Origin of the sequence: Asaia bogorensis, from assembly GCF_900465345.1 — a bacterium.
GTDB classification, from domain to species: Bacteria; Pseudomonadota; Alphaproteobacteria; order Acetobacterales; family Acetobacteraceae; genus Asaia; species Asaia bogorensis_A.
Genome location: NZ_UEGO01000012.1, coordinates 205,442 through 225,358, shown reverse-complemented (window position 1 = coordinate 225,358; position 19,917 = coordinate 205,442). Strand labels below are relative to the sequence as shown.

Here is a 19,917-nt window from a genome sequence, read left to right as displayed (position 1 = left end):
TTGTGCACCTGGCTCCGTACGTAGCAGAAAGCGTTCAATCACAGCGTGCCGGGAACGGATTTTCCAGCCTGCGATGTTGCGCAAGGAAAGGCGGGTCACATACTAAGTCCAGATCGCGCCGTCCAGATACTCTGGAACAACGGACCCATTTCTGTATGCCTGGAAACAACATGCCGGATCACGCAGCCTCTTCCGTCTCAGATCGCGAGATCGCCCATTTCGACCAGCTTGCCGCGACCTGGTGGGACCCGAAGGGGCCCATGAAGCCCCTGCACGACATGAACCCCATGCGTACCGAATGGGTCAATGCGCATCTCAAACGCCTGCAAGGATTGCGTGGCGGCAGGCTCTCCCTTCTCGATATCGGCTGCGGAGCCGGACTTGCGAGCGAGGCCTATGCCCGTATGGGCCATGACGTTCTGGGCCTCGACGCCTCGCCCGAAGGCATACGTGCGGCGCAGGCCCATCTGGCAGATCATCCCTTGCCGGACGATGCTGGCCCTCTGATCTATCGCAACGGCAGTGCTGAGACGCTTGTCCGCGAAGGGCAGAGCTTCGATGCCATCTCTGCACTGGAGGTGATCGAGCATGTCAATGACCCACAGGAATTCCTAGCGCTGCTCCATTCGCTGACCAAGCCGGGTGGCCTTGTTGCGGTATCAACACTCAACCGCACGCTACTGTCGCTGGCTGTCGCGAAGATCGGTGCCGAATATATTGCCCGCCTGCTGCCTGTCGGTACGCATGACTGGCAGAAATTCATCAAGCCCGAGGAACTACACAAAATGGGTCGCGCCGTTGGCATGCGCATGATCGATGTTGCCGGAATGAGCTACCGGCCGATGCACTGGCGCATCACGCGCGACACGAGCATCAACTATATCACGATGTTCGTACGAGACTGATAGCAAAGGCCTGACAGATTATAGGCTGTCAGGCTCTTCGCCCTGTTGAGTGGGCGTGTCGTACCCCGGACCCAAGCCGGAGGTACGGCAGGCCAGAAAGGCACGAAATTCATCGGTGCCGTAACTTTCAAGCGTCTGAACGAGGCTTTATCAGCCCTGTGGCAGCCAAAGGCGCTTCGCCCGCGAGCGCCCCCTCATCTCCGCCCCGGCCCCTCTCTGGTCCGAGGGCAGAGAAACTCTGCATCCGCCGGTTTGGATCAGACTTCCGTATCCATGAAGGCGAAAGTGGTGGGGCTTCCGACCGGGGTAAAGTTTTCGGTAAAGCCGAGCTGTCCGCTCGCCTTGTCGATCCTGAATGACGTCACGGCATCGCTGCGCTGGTTGGCACAGAACAGGAAGCTACCCGACGGGTCAAACATCATGGCGCGACCGTAATCGGCATGCATCCAGGCCTCATCCTGCAGGGTCAGGGTGCCATCATCACCCACCTTGAACACGGCAAGGGAATCACCCAGACGGTTCGAGGCATAGACAAAGCGGTCATCAGCCGAAATCAGGATTTCAGCTGCAAGCGTGCTGCCACGGAAATGCGATGTGACGGTGCTGACCGATTGCAGATTGTTGATCGCCCCTGTCTGCGGGTCAAAAGCACTGACGACAATTTTTGAATCCTGCTCACACAGATTGTACATGAGCTTGCCGGAGCGATTGAACTGGAAATGACGTGGCGCGCTGCCTGGCGTCATGTCGTAATAAGGCGTCTTGGCCGGGACCAGCTTGCCTGTTTGCAAATTGAGCGTCCAGACATAGACGCGATCAAGACCGGCATCATCCGCAATCACGAACTTGCCGCTCGGATCGCTCTGGATCATGTGCGGATGCGACCCTGAGTGATCGGATACCGCGAAATTTCCCTGGGGGTTGTCTGCCGCACGCTCAGGCTGGCGTGGCCCGGTATTGTGCACGACATCCGTCGCCGGACCGAGCGACCCGTCTGGCCGGATGGGCAGCACAGCCACAGAGCCCCCCATGTAGTTGGCTACGAGAACATAACGCCCTGAATGATGCACACTCAGATGCGCAGGCACAGCCCCGCCGGAGCTGACGGCGTTGAGCTTCTTGAGCGAGCCGGTCTTGCGATCCACCGCAAAAGCGGTCACCGAGCCGTCGCCATCCTTGTTGAAATCGTCGATTTCGCTTAGCGCATACAGAAAGCGCTTGTCATGCGACAGCGTGATGAAGGACGGGCTGGCGATATCGGTAAAGGTCGTGACAGGCGTCAGGACGCCGCTCTGACGGTCCATTTCGAAAACGGCAATACCCTCACCATTACCGGCACCACCCGGGGGTGCATGCTTGGTATACCCCCCGACAAAACAGATGGTCTTGGAGACCGCCTTGGGCGGGGGTGGCGGCGCAGCCGGGGCCTGATCTGCAGCATCCTGCGCCATGGCCGTGCCGCAACCCAGCAGGCCAAGGGTACCCAACGCAAAGCTGCGGCGGGAAATCGTCGTCTTCATGTTATGCTCTCAAGCTCCTCAAGCGACCATTCGGCTCAAGGCAGTTTGCATTCAGGACCGATCTTGCCGCGATAACGGGTCCATGTCTGCGTCTTGCCGAAAAGGGGGATACCCAGAATGAAACCGCGCAGCTTCAGCACCTCGGGTGATTCGGCATGGATACGGGCGTCGTAGGTACGCCCTGTCTCCGGGTCGAGGATATGCCCCCGCCACACGTTCTCATCACTGATTAATCGGAAATCGGTCAGCATGACCAGCCCACATTGTGAACGTCCCCACACATCCTTGGGAACAGGGCCGTCATACTGCATACCGATCAGCCTGCCGCAGAGCGTATCGCCGCAATGACCGATCAGGAACACGCCATCGTGATCCTGCGCAAGCCACAATCCCTCCTCGGGAGCAGGTGGATTACCGCGTGTCTGTGCCTGCCCCGGCTCGCTCGCGAGGAGCATGACGGCAAGGGCCGCGAGCATGGCAGCTGCACGCGGGATAAAGCAGCCGCCTCGCCTGGGGCCTGTGGCACGCAGCACCCCGGCGCTCTTACGACTCTGTTTGGTCAAGCCAGGGTATCGGGGAAAAATCCACGCCTTCATCTTCAAGCCTTTCCCTGTCAGAGTCGCTCATCGTGCCGTAAATGCCACGACCGGTCTGGCTGTTCTCATTGTAGCGTTCATCATGACGCCTCAGCGCCTCTTCGGCAAACCGGTCACCCACATCGTCACATTGCGCCTCGACTTCACGCCTCAGCGAATGGAGCACCATTCTCAACTGGTCGTGCTGCGTGATGTGCATCGTGGGAACAGGCGACGCCGAATGACCTTTGCTCGTGCTCTGACGCGCGATGGCCGGGGCCATTAGGCTTTTCTCAACCGCACTCACACCACATTGCGGACAGGAGACAAGGTTATGAGATTTCTGGCGCTCGAACTCCGCACCGTCGGGGAACCAGCCCTCGAATTCATGCCCCGCCTTGCAATGCAAACGAAAGCAGATCATGCCTGCGCGAGCAACGCGTCCAGCTTGCCAGAAGCATCAAGCTGCATGAGATCGGTGCAGCCGCCCAGACACTGCTCCCCAACAAAGATCTGAGGAACGGTCCGTCCACCGCCCGAGCGCCTGATCGCATCTTCGCGCGCCTGCGTGCCGTGTGGGGCATTGATCTCTTGAAACGGTACGTTCTTCGATTGCAGGATCTGCACGGCGCGCACGCAGTAAGGGCAGCCAGGCTGGGTATAGATTTCTATGTTGGACATATTCACTCCTGAGTGCCGCCTTGGTGATCATGATCGCCGGCAAGTTTGACGGTACGCGTGGCCACCAGAAGGTCGACACACTGCGCTCCCGCGCCGAGCAGTTGTTTTGCGCAGATGGAGGCGGTTGCGCCGGTGGTCAAGATGTCATCAACCAGAACGACATGCTGACCCTCGATTGATCGCTTTATCCGGTCCCGCACATGAAAGGCCGCATCCAGCGCTTGTTCGCGCGCCTCGGGGGCCAACCGAGCCAGCGTGGCTGTGGAGCGATGACGCACGAGCGCATCGGGCAGAAGACGCCAGTGTGGGGAGGAGCGGACGATATGACCCGCCAGCAGGGCCGCCTGATTGAAACGCCTCTTCCAGAAACGCTGTCGGTGCAAGGGGACAGGAACGAGCAACCGGCGTTCAGCGCTTTCATCGCGCATCATGCCCGCCATAACGCGGCCCATAAAAGGCGCGATATCTGGTCGGTCCCCATATTTGCATTGAAGGACCAGCCGGCGCGCCGTGCCGTCATAAAGATAAGCAGCGCGTGCTGCCCTCCAGGGGTATGGAGCAACGGCGCATTTGGCACAGCTTCCATCTGATCCCAGATAGGCTGCCGATGGTAACGGAAGCGCGCAATGACTGCAGGCGAGCCCGATTGGTGTCAGCGAACAGAAGCACGAGGTGCAGAGGAGACCGCTTGTCATGGTCTCAGCGCCGCATGAGAGACATGTCGGCGGCAATACGAGATCAAGAGCTCGAGGGAGGAAAGCTGCGATCTTCAGCGCAACACCATCATGCTGGAACCATCATTCCACAAGGCATTCATTCGATAACAACCAGCTCGATGAGTGCCGTGTTCACCAGAACTTTTCCCTGATGCTCGAAATTGATCGTCACGCGCTGACCGACAACACTCTGTATCTGCCCAACGCCCCACTCCGGACATTGGGGATGAGTGACAAACTGACCCGGCTCGTAGAAGCTGTAATTCGGGGTCACGCCTTCCCTCCGCCCGCTCCATGATCGGTGTTGCCCCCGATATCCTGTTTCAACCCTTCAGGGACAGCGACACCTGAGTGCAGAAGCAGACCTGCCAAGGTCTCCATCATGGCGCGACATGCCACCTCATCATTCCCCTCCGCACGCGCAACGAGGGCTGGCTGGGTGTTTGAGGCACGCAGAAGCCACCAGCCTGTGGCCTCATCCACCCTGACGCCATCAATGAGCGTCATTCCCATATCTCTCTCGCGGATTTGGGCGATAACAGCGTTGATTACATTGAATTTTTGATCATCCGGACAATCGAACCGTATCTCGGGCGTCGAGACAGCATGGGGGAGCGACGCAACGAGTGCTGATAAAGGGGCCGTCTGCTGCGACAGCAAGTCGATCATGCGTATCGCGGCGTATAGCCCGTCATCAAAACCGGGCCAATTATCGGCAAAAAAGAAATGTCCGGACATTTCACCTGCGAAGACGGCACCCGTCTCTCGCAATGCATTCTTGACGTGTGAGTGCCCGCTTGGACACATAAGGCCCTTACCCCCTGCCCTTTCGATGCCCTCGAAAAAGATACGGGACATTTTGACGTCGCCGAGAACCGTCGCTCCGGGCGTGTTACGCAGGATGGATTGCGCCAGAAGCAAGCTCAAACGATCCGCAGCGATTACTGTGCCCTGCTCATCCACCACACCAAGCCGGTCCGCGTCGCCATCAAAAGCAACGCCCAGATCAGCACCATGCTGGCACACGGCAGTCTGTAGCTGCACCATGGCCTCCGGCAGGCTCGGGTCCGGATGATGAGCCGGGAAGCGCCCATCGATTTCGCCGTTCAGAACGATATGCCGCCCTGGCAGAGTCCGGATGAGCGCTGCGAGGATATCACCCGCTGAGGAGTGGCTATTATCCCACACTACCTTGAGTGGCCGCCTGCCAGTGCGCAGGCCGGCACGCAGGGCGTCAACATAACCTGCTGCGCTCTCCAGCCTGTCCTGTTCTCCCTTGGCACCGTCATTCAGGGTAATGCCCGCTCGCAGCAAATTCGCGAGGTCGAGAAGACCCTGTCCGAAAACGGGGCGGTTCCGCTGAACGATCTTGAAGCCATTATAATCCAGCGGATTATGGCTGCCAGTGATCATGATCGCCCCGTCCGCCTCATGACGGCATGACGCATGGTAGAGCTGCGGGGTGGGGCAACAGCCAATGCGACGTACTGTCGCACCCCCAGTGATCAATCCTTCGACCAGCGCCGTCTCGAGTGCGGGAGAGGTGAGCCGCCCGTCATGACCGACCAGGATCGTGGCCGAACGACCGTTACACAGGCCAGATGCAAAAACGACGCCCAAAGCCCGGGCGTCGTCCTCACCAAGCGTCTTTCCCACGATCCCGCGTATGTCGTACTCACGCAGGATCGTGGGATGGAACTCATGTCGAAACAGAATATCCATCAGGCATTGGCATATTTCTTGATGAAGCCGCGCATCGCCTCGCGCAGGTCCGGGCGCTCGAGAGCAAAAGCAATCTGCGCTTCCAGATATCCGGCCTTGTCGCCGCAATCATAGCGTATGCCTTCATAGCGCAGCCCATGGAATGGTGCATTACCGATCATCTTTGCCATTGCATCGGTCAGCTGAACCTCGCCGCCAGCGCCACGCTCAAGCTTGGAGAGATGCGTCATGATCTCGGGAAGGAGGACATAACGACCGATGATCGACAGGTTCGACGGGGCATCTTCCGGCTTGGGCTTCTCGACAAGGCCCTTGACCTCGACCAGCTTGCCATCATCCTTGCCAACATCGAGGATACCGTAGCGGTTGGTGTGCTCCTTGGGCACTTCCGAGACTGCAACCACATTTCCGCCAGTCTGGTTGTAAACTTCAACCAGCTGGGCGACGCAGCCCTTCTCGCCCTGAACGATATCGTCAGGCAGAAGGATCGCAAACGGGTCATCACCAATGAAGGAGCGTGCACACCAGATGGCGTGACCGAGCCCCATCGGCTCCTGCTGACGCACCGCTGCGAGCGAGCCTGCCTCGATCGAGCTGGGCTGAAGCGTCTTGAGCAGATCGTTCTTGCCGCGCTCGCGCAGCGTTGTCTCGAGCTCGAAAGCCACATCGAAATAATCGATCAGGCTGTCCTTGCCACGACCCGTGATCAGGCAGAACTGATCGATTCCTGCCTTACGTGCCTCGTCGATCGCATACTGGATGAGCGGACGGTCAACGACAGGAAGCATCTCCTTGGGCATCGCCTTGGTGGCAGGAAGAAAGCGCGTTCCCATACCTGCGACGGGCAGTACAGCTTTTCTGAGAGGCTTGATCACGTTATCCGACCTTTAGATCTATTTGAGTACGCAGCGTGTCCTGAGGGTATTCACACAATCTACGTCCCCAGAACTGCCATGCAGCCTACACGATGACTGGCTGCCTGAAACCGGGTGATACACGGCAAGTTCGGCAAAGTGATGGCGCGCGCACAAAATTTCACAAATGACACCAGAGATTAATTCGGATCATTAATGAAAGTTCACTCCGTTACCGAAGATTTTTCAATGTTCTTGCAAAGGGGATTTTTGTGGAACTGGCATCCCCCGAAGGGGATGCTACCAGTTCATCTGGTGCGGTCGAGAAGACTCGAACTTCCACGGGGTTGCCCCCACAAGCACCTCAAGCTTGCGCGTCTACCATTCCGCCACGACCGCATCGTGACAAGCGGGCCGCTCTGGGCGATACCGCTCGTGTGAAGGGGGCTATAGCCGATGACTGATGACCAGGCAATCGTCCATGAGACGATTTTTGAGAAAATCTCGACGAAATTCGAGAAAGGGCTGGTTTCGTATGAAACCGCGCTTGAGACCATGCAGCAGAGAGCCACTGCCATACGAACCGGAGAGGCAAGCGAACTGCTGTGGTTCCTCGAGCATCCACGCCTTTACACGGCCGGCACCTCGGCCAAGACGACCGACCTTATCAACCCCGAGGGCCTGCCAACCTTTGAAGCCGGTCGCGGCGGACAATGGACCTATCATGGCCCCGGCCAGCGAATCATCTACACCATGCTGGATCTGCAACAGCCACACGGCCCCACCCCGCCGCGCGATCTTCGCGCATTCGTTCAGGGTCTTGAACGCTGGATAATCGCGAGCCTTGCCCAGCTTGGCATAAAGAGCCGAACCGAGTGCGGTCGAATCGGGGTATGGACCAATGACCCCATCACAGGTGAGGAAACGAAGATTGCGGCACTCGGCATCAGGGTGAGCCGCTGGGTATCGTGGCATGGGGTTGCCATCAATTTCGACCCTGACCTCGATGATTTTTCGGGCATCGTGCCATGCGGCATTCGTGAGTTTGGCGTTACGAGCATCAGACGCTTCAACCCGGACCTGACCATGGGGGATCTCGATCAGGCCCTGCTCACCTGCTGGCCTCAGTTCTTCGGCGCCACACCAATGCTGGCTGACTGACCGGTGACGTCGCTACCCTGAGAAACATCAGAAAGCTGGATCAGGATCCGGTTGCCGCGCGCATCGACACCATCGAGCGATGAAAGCTGCAGCCGGTTGCCCTGATCGAGAAAGCGCAGGGTCAGCAACCCCTGGGAGGGATTATCCGCCTGGGCGAGCGAAATCTGGCTCGCCCCCGGTGCAGTCTGGATATCGGTGACACGTATCTTGCCATCGAAGCGCACGGGGACATGGAGCAGCAAACCGAGCGGGTTGCGTGCGAGGTTGAGACGCGTCACCGCACCCGTCTGCGAATCGTCGAGGACGAGATGGGCGCCACTTGCACGCAAGGTCATGGCGTGGGGAATAGTGTAGTCCAGCCCAAGCGAGCCCGGGGCGTAGCGAAAATGCCCTGCCCCGCCATTCTGTTGTGGCCCATGCTGGATGAAACTGCCCTCAACCGGGGTCGGATCATTCAGACAGACCTCAACACGCTTCACCTGCGCCTTTTGCTGCGCCGTCAGGCCATCAGTCCCGCTGACGGCGCATCCGGCCAGAGCCATGGCAAGGCCTGTTGCCGCGAGGCTGCGCCGCACCGTCATACCTCCTCCGGCGCGTGCAGCTTGAGCGAGAGTGCGTGCAAGCCGCTCTCGAATTCCGGCTTGAGCATATCATTGATGAGGCGATGCCGTGCTACGCGGTTCATGCCAGCAAAGCGGGGGCTGACAATCGTCATGGTGAAATGGGTCTCGTCACCCTCGACTCCATTGCGTCCGGCGTGATGGGCGTGGCGCTTGCTGTCGTCACGAATGGTCAACTCTGCGGGTGCCAAAGCGTCCTGCAACTGCCGGCTCATGCGGGCTGCGCGTTCCTTCAACTCGGTCATCTCCACTCCCTCCTTGCATCAATGTGCCTTACAACGCACATAAACCCGATCATGCAGCGCAAATCCACACGACACAGGGCCTTCGACCCGGACCCCGACGCGCCCGAGCGTTACTGCGACATGCCCGGCTGCACCGAGCATGCGGGATATCGTGCGCCCAAGGACCGTACGCAACTCAGGCAATATTTCTGGTTCTGCCTAGAGCACGTCCGTCAATACAATGCGCGATGGGACTTCTATAAAGGCATGACACCGGGCCAGATCGAGGCGCAGCTTCGAGCCGACATCTCATGGCAGCGCCCCTCATGGAAACTGGGCACACGAGGTGGACAGAATTTCGACGAGGAAGAGGTTCTCGATCCGCTGGATATTCTTTCTTCCACACGCGCGCGGCGTGCTCAGGCCGCCCGGCAGCGGCACAATGCCGCCCGCGAGGCCGCGCCCCCGCCCCTGCGCGACCATCTCCGTGCGCTCGCGCTCGATTGGCCCGTAACGATCGAGGCTCTCAAGACGCGGTACAAGGAACTGGCTCGCAAGCATCATCCCGATACCAATGCCGGAGACCCCGCCGCAGAGGACAGATTCAAGACGGTGAGCGTGGCCTATAGTACGATTCGCGCCCATCTGATCAGCCTGTAGGACCGATTATTGCGCGTTTCCCTCTGGCCTTGTGAGGAAACATGACCATATCCTTGGCCGGAACCTGACATGACTGAGTGAAAGACGGATTGAAACCATGAGCGATCTCGCCTCCATCGATGCACCGGAAACGGTTGTCACTGCCGAACAGAACGCGGTGCCGACTCATGTTCTTGGCGCGCCGGACCGGATCGTCTCAGCGCGTGACGTGTTCAAGATCGAATGCGACATGGAAGTGCCTGCTTTCTCGATCCGGACCGAGCATGTGCCCGATATCGATCCGAGCTACCAGTTCGACTGCGACACGACGCGGGCCATTCTGGCGGGCTTTGCCAATAACCGTCGCGTCATGGTGCAGGGCTTCCATGGTACAGGTAAATCATCCCATATCGAGCAGATTGCGGCTCGGCTGAACTGGCCCACAGTCCGTATCAATCTGGATAGCCATATTTCGCGTATCGACCTGATCGGCAAGGATGCCATCGTCCTACGTGATGGCAAGCAGATCACCGAATTCCGCGAGGGTCTCCTGCCGTGGTGTCTGCAGCACCCTGTCGCCTTGATTTTTGATGAGTACGATGCCGGTCGTCCGGACGTCATGTTCGTCATCCAGCGTGTGCTTGAAGCCGAAGGCCACCTGACCCTGCTCGACCAGAATCGCGTGATACGCCCCCATGCCGGGTTCCGGCTCTTTGCCACCGCAAACACGGTGGGTCTGGGTGACACGACCGGGCTGTATCATGGCACACAGCAGATCAATCAGGGGCAGATGGATCGCTGGAATATTGTTGCCTCGCTCAACTACCTGCCGCTTGATCAGGAAGTCGGGATCGTGCGCGCCAAACTGGGCCTTGGTAATGAGCCCGCCATCACAACGCGTCTCGAAAGCATGGTCGCGCTCGCGAACCTGACCCGTGCCGGTTTCATGGCGGGTGATATCTCCACAGTCATGTCACCCCGTGCAGTCATCACCTGGGCCGAGAACGAGCGTATTTTTGGCGATCTGGCTTTTGCATTCCGCCTGACCTTCCTCAATAAATGTGATGAGGCTGAGCGCGGCATTGTCGCAGAATACTATCAGCGCTGCTTCAACCAGTCTCCGCTGAACGCCTGACGGGGGCGAGCGCATGGCCACCTCCAGAGCCAAGGCACCGGACAGGAACCAGAACGACCTTGCCCTGCCGGGCAGTGAGCGCACGGACGCCTTCCGCCGCGCCACGAGCGCTGCGCTGCGGGCAATGTCAGGCGAGCCCGAGACCGAAATCAGCTTTGCGGCGTCGGCCAGTGCCAAACCGGGTACGGGCGTCCAGCTTCCCTATGTCTCCCGGGCGCTCACGCCTCAGGAAATGACCCGCGTTCGTGGCGCTGCCGACGCAGCTGCCTTGCGACTGAAGCACCACAATTCAGAGCTGTCCCCCCTGCCCCAGCAGGCCGACAGCGCCGAGACCCGCCCCTTGTATGACGCGCTGGAGCAGGTGCGTTGCGAGGTCTATGGCTCGCGTCACATGGCGGGTGTGCGGGCCAATCTGAACCAGAAGCTGGCCCTCGATTGCAGCGAGAACGGCTACGCCCGCATGAGCGCGCGCGACGATATGCCTGCCAATGTCGCCCTGCCCCTTCTTGTGCGCGAGGCCCTGTCAGGACTGCCTTCTCCCTCTCAGGCGGGTCCAGCGCTCAAGGCATGGCGCGAAACGCTTTCGCCCGAAGCAAAGCGGGCGCTCTCGGGCCTTGCCTCGACACAGATGGATCAGCAGCGCTTTGCCGAAGCCTGCTCGGGGCTTTTCAAGGCATTCGACCTGACCGAGGAGCCCGAGCCGGACGATCAGAGCCAGGCAGATGACCCGGATCAGGATGATGACAGTCAGACCGAATCCGATCAGCCCGAGGATGATCCTTCGCCGCAGGATCAGGATGACAGCGAGACGCATGGCTTCCAGCCGGAACCGACCGAGCAGCCCGACAGTCGCGATGCCAGCGATTCCGAGCTTCAGGATGAGGGCGCGGAACAGCCCGCCGGTGCCCTGGAAGATGATAATGGCAAGGAAGCCGAGGCCAGCGCAGCGCCCCCAGCCTACAAGGTCTTTACCAACGCCTTTGATGAGGAAGCCGATGCTGCCGATCTCTGCGACCCGGATGAGCTGGCCCGACTGAGACATCAGCTGGACCAGCAACTCAGCAGCTTGCAAGGCGTAGTGTCGCGTCTGGCGCATCGACTACAGCGCAAGCTGATGGCGCAGCAGCAGCGTTCCTGGGCGTTCGATCAGGAGGAAGGCATACTGGACGCGGCACGGCTGGCGCGCGTCGTGGCCAATCCCACCCTGTCGCTGTCCTACAAGACGGAACGCCAGGCGGAGTTTCGCGACACGGTCGTTACCCTGCTGATCGATAATTCCGGGTCGATGCGTGGTCGTCCGATCTCGGTTGCCGCCATGTGTGGTGACATTCTTGCCCGCACGCTCGAACGCTGCGGCGTCAAGACGGAAGTACTCGGCTTCACCACGCGTGCATGGAAAGGCGGCCAGAGCCGGGAGCGCTGGGTAGCGGCGGGCCGTCCACCTGATCCGGGCCGCCTGAATGACCTGCGTCACATTATCTACAAGGATGCCGATACCCCCTTGCGCCGGGCCCGCAACAATCTCGGGCTGATGCTGCGCGAAGGGTTGCTCAAGGAGAATATCGACGGTGAGGCGTTGCTCTGGGCATGGAAGCGCCTACGCCGCCGCCCTGAGCACAGGCGTATCCTGATGGTGATTTCAGATGGCGCACCTGTTGATGACAGTACGTTCTCGACCAATCCGAGCTCTTATCTGGAAGACCATCTGCGCTCGGTTATTGCGCGTATCGAAGCCTCACCCGAGACGGAGCTTCTCGCCATTGGGATCGGCCATGACGTGACCCGCTATTACCGTAACTCGGTTACGCTCACCAATGCGGAAGAGCTTGGCGGAACCATGATCAAGCAGCTTTCCGACCTGTTCGTGGCACGATAACCTGATCATCCGTCCCGGCGTGGACCGCCCTTTATGGGCGGCCTCGCTCACGACGGCGGGGCCGATGCCTCATATCCGCGGTCATCACTCCGCCAGCTCGAGGATTTTGGCAAGCATAGTATCGATCGTAGCGCGTGTTGTGCGGTGGTTGACGATTGCCGCACGTATGACAAGCTGTTCGCCGATACGCGTTGTGGAGGGTGCAGCTACGCCGCTCTCGTGCAGGTCTTTGACCAGCGTATCGATCGCATCGTCATCGAGACCATCCACTGTAAAGCAGACGATGTTCAGGGCAACAGGGGCCATAAGCAGAAAGCGGTCATCCGCCTCCACGGCCTCAGCCAGATAACGGGCGACGGCGCAGCATTCCTCCACCATTTCCCCCAGGCGGTCGGCACCATAATGAGCGATCGTCATCCAGACCTTGAGCGCCCGAAACCCGCGTGACAGATCCGGCCCGAAATCGCAGGGCCAGGGGGCATTACCCGCCAGCCCGCGATCCGCCCGGGTGAGATAGCTCAGTGACTGGGCGAATGCCTGCGCATGCAAGGCAGGATCCCGCACCAGAATACAACCTGCGTCGTAAGGAACCTGGCCCCATTTATGGAAATCGAGGGCAAGACTGTCGGCTCTTTCGACGCCATCAAGCATGATAGCGTGCTCAGGAGAGAGCCGGGCAAACGCCCCGAAAGCACCATCGACGTGAAACCAGCATTTTTCTTTTGCTGCGATATCAGCGAGGGCCTCCAATGGATCGACCGCGCCGCAATCCACACTGCCCGCCGTGCCGATGATGATGAAGGGATGATACCCTGCCGCACGATCCTCGGCGATACGCTGTGACAGAGCCACGTCATCCATGCGGTACAGCTCATCAACCGGGATGAGGCGCAGGGCGTCGCTTCCAAGCCCCGCCATATCGAAAGCGCGGCTCACACAGCCATGAGCGGTTTCGGCGGCATAACCAACGAGCTTTGCGCCCGATACCCCGGTCTGACGTAGCCCCGGTATTGCAGCGCGGCTGGCGGTGATGATTCCGATGAAGTTTGCGAGCGATGACCCTGTGACGAGACAACCAGACGAAGCGGTCGGCATACCCACCATCTCGGCGGCCCAGCGTATCACCTGACGCTCCACTTCAATGGCAGCATGATCGCGGCCGCCACAATTATCGTTCAGGCTGGCAGCCAGCATCTCGGCAAGAATACCGATTGGCGTACCCGCGCCCTGAACCCACCCCATGAAACCAGGATGCGGATTGCCATTCGAATAAGGGCGGATATCACTCAGGAAACGATCATAAAGCGCCTGCGCCTCCTGCCCCTTGCGCGGCAATTCGGCCCGGAACCCGGCGCGCAGCGCAGCCGGCATAGGCTGCCAGACAGGCCCCTCGCCCATCTGCTCGGCCCGATCGAAAACATCATCGAGCATACGATGGGCAAGGGTACGCAGCCCGGTCCAGTCCTGCGGGTCCAGTCCACTCATCGCCATTCCTCATCCATGTTTGCATTGCGCCTGTCAGGCAGGTGATCTCTTCTAGCGGGCTACGAGCCTGCGCCCAACTCCTGCCGTAAAATTCAGGTTGTAAGAGGGCATGAACAGCCCCATCCTCGCCCCCATGAAACATGCCGCAGCCTCCCTTCTCGCCCTCCTCGCTCTGGGAGGGGCCGCCCGTCACGCGCATGCTGATGCCATCCCGGCATCCTGCATGGCCTCTCAGGCCGCATCGCGCACGATGGGCGCGGCGAGCCTCACAATGTCTGGCTACAGCGCCGCGCTTTCAGGTGGAGGCGCCACACTCGGCGTTGGTCAGGTAATGGCGCAGGACCGGCAAGGCCATTTGACCCTGCCCAACCTGCGTGATGCCAATGCCCTGATCTCCTTTGGTCTGCTCAAGCTGGTCCATAACGGATCTCCCGCCGGGTGCCGTGGCGTCGATGGGAGGCCAGCCCTCAAGAGCCTGCGCGACGCCTTGCATCAGGGAGCCGTGGCTGAACTCGTCTGGACGGGCATTGCGTTATCTGATGGCAAGAACCGCTATACGGCTGATCGGGTGAATGTCACGTTGCGGTCAGGCCAGACACCGGGGAGTGTGGATATCAACTTTGCAGCCTCCGGTGTCAGTGCGCCGGGCGGCTCCGCTCTCCCGGGAAAACTGAGCACCACCCTGACCATTCCTGAGCAGATGCTCGACAGCACAAAATCACCCGAAGGGAGGATCACGATCTCCTCCCTTCAGGCCTTGTGGGAGAAAGGACGTCTCGACGGCCATGGCTGGATCACCCCCGGTCGGACTACGGCCACAAGTGCAGGCGAACTGCATGTCGCCATCACGGACCTGAGCGATCTGCTGGCGACCATCCGCCCCGTCCTGCCAAGTGGCGTATCGACCGCGCTCGCTGTGGCCCAGTTCATGGGGCATCGCGATGGCAATCAGGTTCTGTGGGACCTGACGCTTGGCGGCGGCGTGCTCAAGGTTAATTCAATCCCGATCCCCGTGAACTGAGGAAGAATCTCCGCCCCGCGAGGGAAGAGCTCATTGCCAGGTCGACCGGAGGCACAAGACGGCCAGTGTGACCGTCTTCAAATCTGTGGGCCACTGTTTGTCACTATCCGTCTGACAGACAGATGCCATGCCGCGAGGTCATGAGGGGCAGCATCTCTGAGCGATACTCTACCTTGCTTACGGAGAGGCCATCCGGGACGATAACCCGGTCAGAACTGGCCTTCCCGCCTCACCGGACACGAAAGGAAAAGCAATCAGCCGGGGTGACGCAGCAGGCCACCTTCGACACGCAGCGCTGCACCCGACGTTGCTGACGCGAGCGGAGAGCAGATATAGGCTACCATATTGGCGACTTCCTGCGGATCAGCCAGGCGATTGATCAACGTCGTCGGTCGGTTTTCCTTCAGGAAAGATGCCTCGACTTCCTGCGCCGACCGCCCCGATTTCTCGGCAGCCTTGTCGATCATGCTCATCACCCCCTCCGTACGAGTGGGGCCCGGCAGCACACTGTTGATTGTCACGCCGGCCCCGGCCAGGCTCTCGGCAAGGCCGCGGGCAATGGCAATCTGGGCCGCCTTGCTGAACCCGTAATGGATCATCTCTGCCGGGATATTGAGGCCCGACTCACTCGAGATAAAGACAATCCGGCCATCCTTGCGCTCGACCATTTTCGGCAGATACGCGCGGGAAAGCCGTACCCCGCTCATGACATTGATATCGAAAAACCGCTGCCATTCCGCGTCGCTGATCTCGGCAAACGGGACTTCCTCGAAAATACCCAGATTGTTGACCAGCACATCGACTTCAGGATGCGCTACAATCAACTGGGCGACAATTTCAGGCTGCGCCACGTCGCCCGCAAATCCGCTCACAGAGGCATCGCTGACCTCCTGACGGATCGCCTCTATGGCCGCGGTTGTGCGTGCCTCGCCACGCCCATTCACGATCACATGGGCGCCGGCCTCTGCCAGACGCTTTGCAATCGCAAGACCGATACCGCCGGTCGACCCGGTCACCAGCGCCTTTTTTCCCGAGAGATCAAGTGCAAGCATGATATGTCTCCATTCATTCGATACAAATCGAACAAACCAGAGCATATTAAGTTGCGTCCACCCCGCTCATCGTCCCCCGCTCTGGGGGGGATAGAGGGGAAGAGACGAGCCCTCCCCCCAGAACTCAATATTCTCTTCGGCTTTTACCTCGCAGCGCGACTCAGGCGTCAGCCTTGTCAGCCAGCTTCTTCAACGCCCCCATTACCTTGCGGGCCATGGTGATTCTCTGCGCGTTGGTCATTTCGCGCACGACGGCAAGCTTCTGGTCGGGACGCAGCTTTACGCCCTGATCCTTGTGTCGTTCCACCCATTTCAGCAGACCCATCGGGTTGCGGAACTTCCGATTACGGAACTGGATGACCATGCCCTTGGGGCCGGCCTCAAGCCGATCCACGCCAGCCGCACTGCACAGACGCTTGATGACAACCACATCAAGCAGGTTCTCCACTTCCTGCGGCAGCGAACCAAAACGATCGACCAGCTCGGCGCGCATTGCGTCGAGCTCCGCCTCGCCTTCCAGCCCGGCGATACGGCGATAGAGACCCAGCCGAACAGGAAGGTCGCGCACATAGGTTTCGGGGATAAGCACGGGCAGACCCAGAATGATGTTGGGGGTCCAGTCCTTGTCCTCAGCGCGTTTCTGATCCTTCTGCAGGCGCATAGTGGTGACGGCATCTTCCAGCATCTGCTGGTAGAGCTCGATCCCGACCTCCTTGATATGACCCGACTGTTCATCGCCCAGCAGGTTCCCCGCGCCGCGCAGATCCAGGTCATGTGACGCAAGGGTGAAGCCCGCCCCGAGCGTGTCGAGCGTCTGCATGATTTCGAGACGCTTTTCGGAGGCCGGAGAAAGACGATGGCTCTGCGGCCAGGTGAGATAGGCATAGCCGCGCTGCTTGCCGCGTCCCACGCGTCCGCGAAGCTGGTAGAGCTGGCCCAGGCCGAACATGTCAGCACGATGGATGATCAGCGTATTCACCGCAGGCATGTCCAGACCGCTCTCCACAATATTGGTGGAAAGCAGGATATCGTAGCGCCCGTCGGAAAATTCCGTCATGACGCGTTCGAGTTCTGCCGGGGTCAGACGACCATGCGCCTGAACGGTTTTTGCATCGGGCACGATGTCACGCAGGCGGTCTGCCATGCGGTCCATATCCTCAATACGCGGCACGACGCAGAAAACCTGCCCGCCACGAAAACGCTCGCGCTGAATCGCCTCGCGGATCATCACACTGTCAAACGGTGTGATGAAGGTCCGTACGGCAAGCCGGTCCGTCGGCGGTGTCGCGATAAGACTCATCTCGCGCACGCCTGTCAGCGAGAGCTGCAAGGTGCGCGGCAAGGGCGTGGCAGAAAGTGTAAGCACATGCACATCCTCGCGCATGGACTTGAGACGCTCCTTATGCGCCACGCCAAAATGCTGCTCCTCATCAATGATCAGCAGGCCCAGATTGGCAAAATTGACCGATTTGGCGATCAGCGCGTGCGTGCCGACCACAATATCGACCTGTCCTTCTTCCAGCGCGCGTCGCGTCTCGGCAGCCTCCTTGGCCGTCACGAGGCGGGACAACTGGGCAATACGGACAGGAAAACCCTCGAACCGGGTCGAGAAACTGCGGAAATGCTGACGTGCGAGCAGCGTGGTGGGAACGACCACGGCCACCTGCACACCCGACAACGCCGCCACGAAAGCCGCACGCAGGGCCACCTCCGTCTTGCCAAAGCCGACATCGCCACAGACCAGACGATCCATGGGGCGCCCGGAGGTCAGGTCCTCCAGCACATCGGCAATGGCGCGTGACTGGTCCTCTGTCTCGACGAAGGGGAAGCGGGCACAGAATTCATCCCACATCCCTTCGGCAGGGATGAGCGACGGCGCTTCCTTCATGGCGCGACCGGCGGCGGTGCGTATCAGCTCGCCCGCCATGTCGCGAATGCGCTCCTTCATCTTGGCCTTGCGGGCTTGCCAGGCCTGGCCGCCCAGCTTGTCCAGCGCCACACCGCCCTGCTCCGAACCAAAGCGGCTCAGAAGCTCGATATTCTCGACCGGCAGGAAAAGCTTTTGGGCCCCGTCATAGAGCAGACGCAAGCAATCATGAGGCGCCACGCCATCGCTGACCGTTTCCAGCCCCTCATAGCGCCCGATGCCGTAATCAGCATGAACGACCAGATCTCCTTCAGCAATTTCAGACGCCTCGGTAATGAACTGCTCGGCCCGGCGCTTGCGACGGGGCGGACGGGCGATCCGCTCACCCAGCAGGTCCTGCTCGGAGATGAACGCCATGCGGTCCGCCACAAAGCCGCGTTCAAGCCCGAGCACAATGAGCCCGACCGTTCCCGGCGAGATCCCCGCCGCCGAAGCCCAGCTATCATGGGACTCGGTGGTGAATTTGTGCTCCTTAAGCAGCGAGGCAATGCGCTCGCGCGAGCCCTTGGTCCATGCCGTCACGTAGCAGCGCCGTCCGGCTTTCTCCCATGCCTCAAGCTGGGTGCGCAGGGCATCGAAAGCCCCTTCACGCGTACCATCCTTGCCACGGACGAAAATGGGGCCCGGCCTGCCCCCGGCATCCATGCCCTGGACCGTATCGGGCTTGGCAAAAGGATTGAGGGCAATGCTCGGCACACGGGCCAGCATGGCGTCCCAGCCCGAGCGATTGAGATAAAGCAGGTGCGAAGGCAATGCCCGATAGATGGCCTCTCCCTCACGCGCAGGAGCCTTTCTGGCCTCGAAGTGATCGGCAATCATTTCCAGACGGGCCGAGAGAATATCCGGCACCTGATGGTCCATGCTGATCGATGCATCGGGCAGATAATCGACCAGCGTATCCATATGCTCATGGAAAAGCGGAATGTAGTGTTCTAGCCCCGGAAAACGCCTTCCCTCGGAAACGTTTTCGTACAGCACATCCGAAGCCGAGGATGGCCCGAAAAGATCGCGCCAGGCGGAGCGGAAGCGGCTTATGGCTTCGGGGCTCAACGCATATTCGGAGACGGGGCGGAGGTTGAAAGCGTCCAGCGTGTCGGTCGAGCGCTGGCTCGACACATCGAAGCGCCTGATATGATCGACCTCATCGCCGAACAGATCGAGGCGGATCGGCTCGCTCTCGCCGGCGGGGAACAGATCGAAAATGCCCCCGCGTGTGGCAAACTCGCCGGCCTCCATCACCGTATCGGTTCGCGTGTAACCGCTCGCGACCAGCAGATCGATCAGCATGGCCTGATCGAGGGCCTCGCCCTTCTTGACGGAAATAGCCTGGTTACGGAACGCATCGCGTGGCGGTACGCGCTGAACAAGGGCATGGACCGTGGTCAGCACGATGCGTCGCGTCGCCCCAGCGGGTTCCAGCAGACGCGTCAGCGTTGCAGCACGCTCCGCTGTCAGGGCCGGATTGGGCGAGACACGGTCATAGGGAAGGCAATCCCAGGCGGGGAAGCGCAATACGCTCACGCCGGGCTCGACATAGGCCAGCATGTCAGCCAGCGCGGCAACAGCGGCATCGTCGCGCGCCACATGGATGAGCGGGCCGTCATGCTCGCTCAGGCGTCGACGCAGGAGAAAGGCCGTATAGGCCTCCGGCACGCCCCAGAGGGTCGGCCGGTTGGGGGTATCGGTCATACAGAAATCCAAAGCACGCGCGCCACAATGCAGGCGTGCTGCCAGGCGATGGTTTCGTTTTGTTCCATGACGGTTCTATCCTATAGCCTGTGAAACTCCCGATGTCAGCCCATGT

At 60.1% G+C, this 19,917-nt stretch carries 19 protein-coding genes, 1 tRNA gene and 1 pseudogene; 6 read left to right on the top strand and 15 right to left on the bottom strand.

Features of this window, described 5'->3' with window-relative positions; translation table 11 throughout:
• Nucleotides 1-155 precede the first annotated feature (155 nt).
• Nucleotides 156-905 (top strand): bifunctional 2-polyprenyl-6-hydroxyphenol methylase/3-demethylubiquinol 3-O-methyltransferase UbiG, encoded by a 750-nt coding sequence (gene ubiG, locus ED655_RS06700; protein ID WP_122049483.1) that lies wholly within the window; start codon nucleotides 156-158, stop codon nucleotides 903-905.
• Between the two features lie 257 nt (nucleotides 906-1,162).
• Here the strand turns inward: ubiG and ED655_RS06695 are convergent, their stop codons facing one another.
• The 10 genes and pseudogenes from ED655_RS06695 to ED655_RS06655 form a co-directional block, all read right to left on the bottom strand.
• Nucleotides 1,163-2,425, bottom strand: coding sequence for a lactonase family protein (locus ED655_RS06695; RefSeq protein WP_023977441.1), 1,263 nt, complete (start codon nucleotides 2,423-2,425; stop codon nucleotides 1,163-1,165).
• A gap of 35 nt (nucleotides 2,426-2,460) precedes the next feature.
• On the bottom strand, nucleotides 2,461-2,988 hold the full coding sequence (locus ED655_RS06690; RefSeq protein WP_408735653.1) for a DUF2147 domain-containing protein: 528 nt from the start codon (nucleotides 2,986-2,988) through the stop codon (nucleotides 2,461-2,463).
• Nucleotides 2,969-3,424 carry a DUF1178 family protein gene (locus ED655_RS06685; RefSeq protein ID WP_122049482.1) on the bottom strand — a complete coding sequence of 152 codons (456 nt, stop codon included), beginning with the start codon at nucleotides 3,422-3,424 and terminating at the stop codon, nucleotides 2,969-2,971. Before ED655_RS06685 ends, ED655_RS06690 begins: the two co-directional genes overlap by 20 nt.
• Nucleotides 3,421-3,681 carry a glutaredoxin 3 gene (gene grxC / locus ED655_RS06680; protein WP_122049481.1) on the bottom strand — a complete coding sequence of 87 codons (261 nt, stop codon included), beginning with the start codon at nucleotides 3,679-3,681 and terminating at the stop codon, nucleotides 3,421-3,423. The genes ED655_RS06685 and grxC overlap by 4 nt, the downstream gene beginning before the upstream one ends.
• A 2-nt stretch (nucleotides 3,682-3,683) precedes the next feature.
• A complete protein-coding gene (locus ED655_RS06675; RefSeq protein WP_122049480.1) occupies nucleotides 3,684-4,133 on the bottom strand; it encodes a ComF family protein in 450 nt (149 codons plus the stop codon).
• 126 nt (nucleotides 4,134-4,259) lie between these two features.
• A pseudogene (locus ED655_RS16050) lies at nucleotides 4,260-4,448 on the bottom strand (double zinc ribbon domain-containing protein); the annotation flags it as partial.
• 46 nt (nucleotides 4,449-4,494) lie between these two features.
• The gene (locus ED655_RS06670; RefSeq protein WP_083510729.1) at nucleotides 4,495-4,671 is read right to left on the bottom strand and encodes a DUF3553 domain-containing protein; all 177 of its coding nucleotides are present in this window, start codon (nucleotides 4,669-4,671) and stop codon (nucleotides 4,495-4,497) included.
• Nucleotides 4,668-6,113, bottom strand: coding sequence for a phosphomannomutase/phosphoglucomutase (locus tag ED655_RS06665; RefSeq protein ID WP_408735658.1), 1,446 nt, complete (start codon nucleotides 6,111-6,113; stop codon nucleotides 4,668-4,670). Before ED655_RS06665 ends, ED655_RS06670 begins: the two co-directional genes overlap by 4 nt.
• 5 nt (nucleotides 6,114-6,118) lie before the next feature.
• On the bottom strand, nucleotides 6,119-6,994 hold the full coding sequence (gene galU, locus ED655_RS06660; protein ID WP_122049478.1) for a UTP--glucose-1-phosphate uridylyltransferase GalU: 876 nt from the start codon (nucleotides 6,992-6,994) through the stop codon (nucleotides 6,119-6,121).
• A gap of 292 nt (nucleotides 6,995-7,286) precedes the next feature.
• Nucleotides 7,287-7,372: transfer RNA gene (locus tag ED655_RS06655), tRNA-Leu, on the bottom strand.
• Between the two features lie 57 nt (nucleotides 7,373-7,429).
• On the opposite strand from ED655_RS06655, the gene lipB reads away from it, so the two are divergent.
• Nucleotides 7,430-8,134, top strand: a complete 705-nt coding sequence (lipB, locus tag ED655_RS06650) for a lipoyl(octanoyl) transferase LipB (protein WP_122049477.1) — start codon at nucleotides 7,430-7,432, stop codon at nucleotides 8,132-8,134.
• Here the strand turns inward: lipB and ED655_RS06645 are convergent.
• The gene (locus tag ED655_RS06645; protein WP_240993538.1) at nucleotides 8,098-8,715 is read right to left on the bottom strand and encodes a LolA family protein; all 618 of its coding nucleotides are present in this window, start codon (nucleotides 8,713-8,715) and stop codon (nucleotides 8,098-8,100) included. The two genes, lipB and ED655_RS06645, sit on opposite strands and share 37 nt — an antisense overlap.
• On the bottom strand, nucleotides 8,712-8,999 hold the full coding sequence (locus tag ED655_RS06640; RefSeq protein ID WP_122049476.1) for a BolA family protein: 288 nt from the start codon (nucleotides 8,997-8,999) through the stop codon (nucleotides 8,712-8,714). Before ED655_RS06640 ends, ED655_RS06645 begins: the two co-directional genes overlap by 4 nt.
• Before the next feature lie 51 nt (nucleotides 9,000-9,050).
• Here ED655_RS06640 and ED655_RS06635 point away from each other — a divergent pair, with 51 nt between their 5' ends.
• From ED655_RS06635 to ED655_RS06625, 3 genes are all read left to right on the top strand, one after another.
• Complete coding sequence (locus tag ED655_RS06635; protein WP_122049475.1) at nucleotides 9,051-9,638, top strand: J domain-containing protein; 588 nt, start codon at nucleotides 9,051-9,053, stop codon at nucleotides 9,636-9,638.
• A 97-nt stretch (nucleotides 9,639-9,735) separates the two neighbouring features.
• Nucleotides 9,736-10,752 carry an AAA family ATPase gene (locus tag ED655_RS06630; protein ID WP_122049474.1) on the top strand — a complete coding sequence of 339 codons (1,017 nt, stop codon included), beginning with the start codon at nucleotides 9,736-9,738 and terminating at the stop codon, nucleotides 10,750-10,752.
• Between the two features lie 13 nt (nucleotides 10,753-10,765).
• Nucleotides 10,766-12,628, top strand: coding sequence for a cobaltochelatase CobT-related protein (locus ED655_RS06625; protein WP_122049473.1), 1,863 nt, complete (start codon nucleotides 10,766-10,768; stop codon nucleotides 12,626-12,628).
• A gap of 84 nt (nucleotides 12,629-12,712) precedes the next feature.
• On the opposite strand, the gene ED655_RS06620 is transcribed toward ED655_RS06625, so the two are convergent.
• Nucleotides 12,713-14,113: a pyridoxal phosphate-dependent decarboxylase family protein gene (locus ED655_RS06620; RefSeq protein WP_122049586.1), complete on the bottom strand. Its 1,401-nt coding sequence runs from the start codon at nucleotides 14,111-14,113 to the stop codon at nucleotides 12,713-12,715.
• A 109-nt stretch (nucleotides 14,114-14,222) separates the two neighbouring features.
• On the opposite strand from ED655_RS06620, the gene ED655_RS06615 reads away from it, so the two are divergent.
• On the top strand, nucleotides 14,223-15,134 hold the full coding sequence (locus tag ED655_RS06615; RefSeq protein ID WP_162993417.1) for a DUF2125 domain-containing protein: 912 nt from the start codon (nucleotides 14,223-14,225) through the stop codon (nucleotides 15,132-15,134).
• A gap of 254 nt (nucleotides 15,135-15,388) precedes the next feature.
• Here ED655_RS06615 and ED655_RS06610 read toward each other — a convergent pair whose 3' ends face one another.
• Both ED655_RS06610 and mfd read right to left on the bottom strand, forming a co-directional pair.
• Entirely contained in the window at nucleotides 15,389-16,186 is a 798-nt protein-coding gene (locus tag ED655_RS06610; protein WP_122049471.1) for an SDR family NAD(P)-dependent oxidoreductase, read from the bottom strand.
• 160 nt (nucleotides 16,187-16,346) lie between these two features.
• Entirely contained in the window at nucleotides 16,347-19,802 is a 3,456-nt protein-coding gene (mfd, locus tag ED655_RS06605; RefSeq protein ID WP_122049585.1) for a transcription-repair coupling factor, read from the bottom strand.
• Between the last annotated feature and the right edge of the window lie 115 nt (nucleotides 19,803-19,917).

Bases quoted from the DNA above. Each gene is read 5' to 3' on its own strand.
- ubiG (WP_122049483.1), top strand. From the start codon at position 156: ATGCCTGGAAACAACATGCCGGATCACGCAGCCTCTTCCGTCTCAGAT.
- ED655_RS06695 (WP_023977441.1), bottom strand. From the start codon at position 2,425: ATGAAGACGACGATTTCCCGCCGCAGCTTTGCGTTGGGTACCCTTGGC.
- ED655_RS06685 (WP_122049482.1), bottom strand. From the start codon at position 3,424: ATGATCTGCTTTCGTTTGCATTGCAAGGCGGGGCATGAATTCGAGGGC.
- grxC (WP_122049481.1), bottom strand. From the start codon at position 3,681: ATGTCCAACATAGAAATCTATACCCAGCCTGGCTGCCCTTACTGCGTG.
- ED655_RS06675 (WP_122049480.1), bottom strand. From the start codon at position 4,133: ATGGGCCGCGTTATGGCGGGCATGATGCGCGATGAAAGCGCTGAACGC.
- lipB (WP_122049477.1), top strand. From the start codon at position 7,430: ATGACTGATGACCAGGCAATCGTCCATGAGACGATTTTTGAGAAAATC.
- ED655_RS06645 (WP_240993538.1), bottom strand. From the start codon at position 8,715: ATGACGGTGCGGCGCAGCCTCGCGGCAACAGGCCTTGCCATGGCTCTG.
- ED655_RS06640 (WP_122049476.1), bottom strand. From the start codon at position 8,999: ATGACCGAGTTGAAGGAACGCGCAGCCCGCATGAGCCGGCAGTTGCAG.
- ED655_RS06635 (WP_122049475.1), top strand. From the start codon at position 9,051: ATGCAGCGCAAATCCACACGACACAGGGCCTTCGACCCGGACCCCGAC.
- ED655_RS06630 (WP_122049474.1), top strand. From the start codon at position 9,736: ATGAGCGATCTCGCCTCCATCGATGCACCGGAAACGGTTGTCACTGCC.
- ED655_RS06625 (WP_122049473.1), top strand. From the start codon at position 10,766: ATGGCCACCTCCAGAGCCAAGGCACCGGACAGGAACCAGAACGACCTT.
- ED655_RS06620 (WP_122049586.1), bottom strand. From the start codon at position 14,113: ATGAGTGGACTGGACCCGCAGGACTGGACCGGGCTGCGTACCCTTGCC.
- ED655_RS06615 (WP_162993417.1), top strand. From the start codon at position 14,223: ATGAACAGCCCCATCCTCGCCCCCATGAAACATGCCGCAGCCTCCCTT.
- ED655_RS06610 (WP_122049471.1), bottom strand. From the start codon at position 16,186: ATGCTTGCACTTGATCTCTCGGGAAAAAAGGCGCTGGTGACCGGGTCG.
- mfd (WP_122049585.1), bottom strand. From the start codon at position 19,802: ATGACCGATACCCCCAACCGGCCGACCCTCTGGGGCGTGCCGGAGGCC.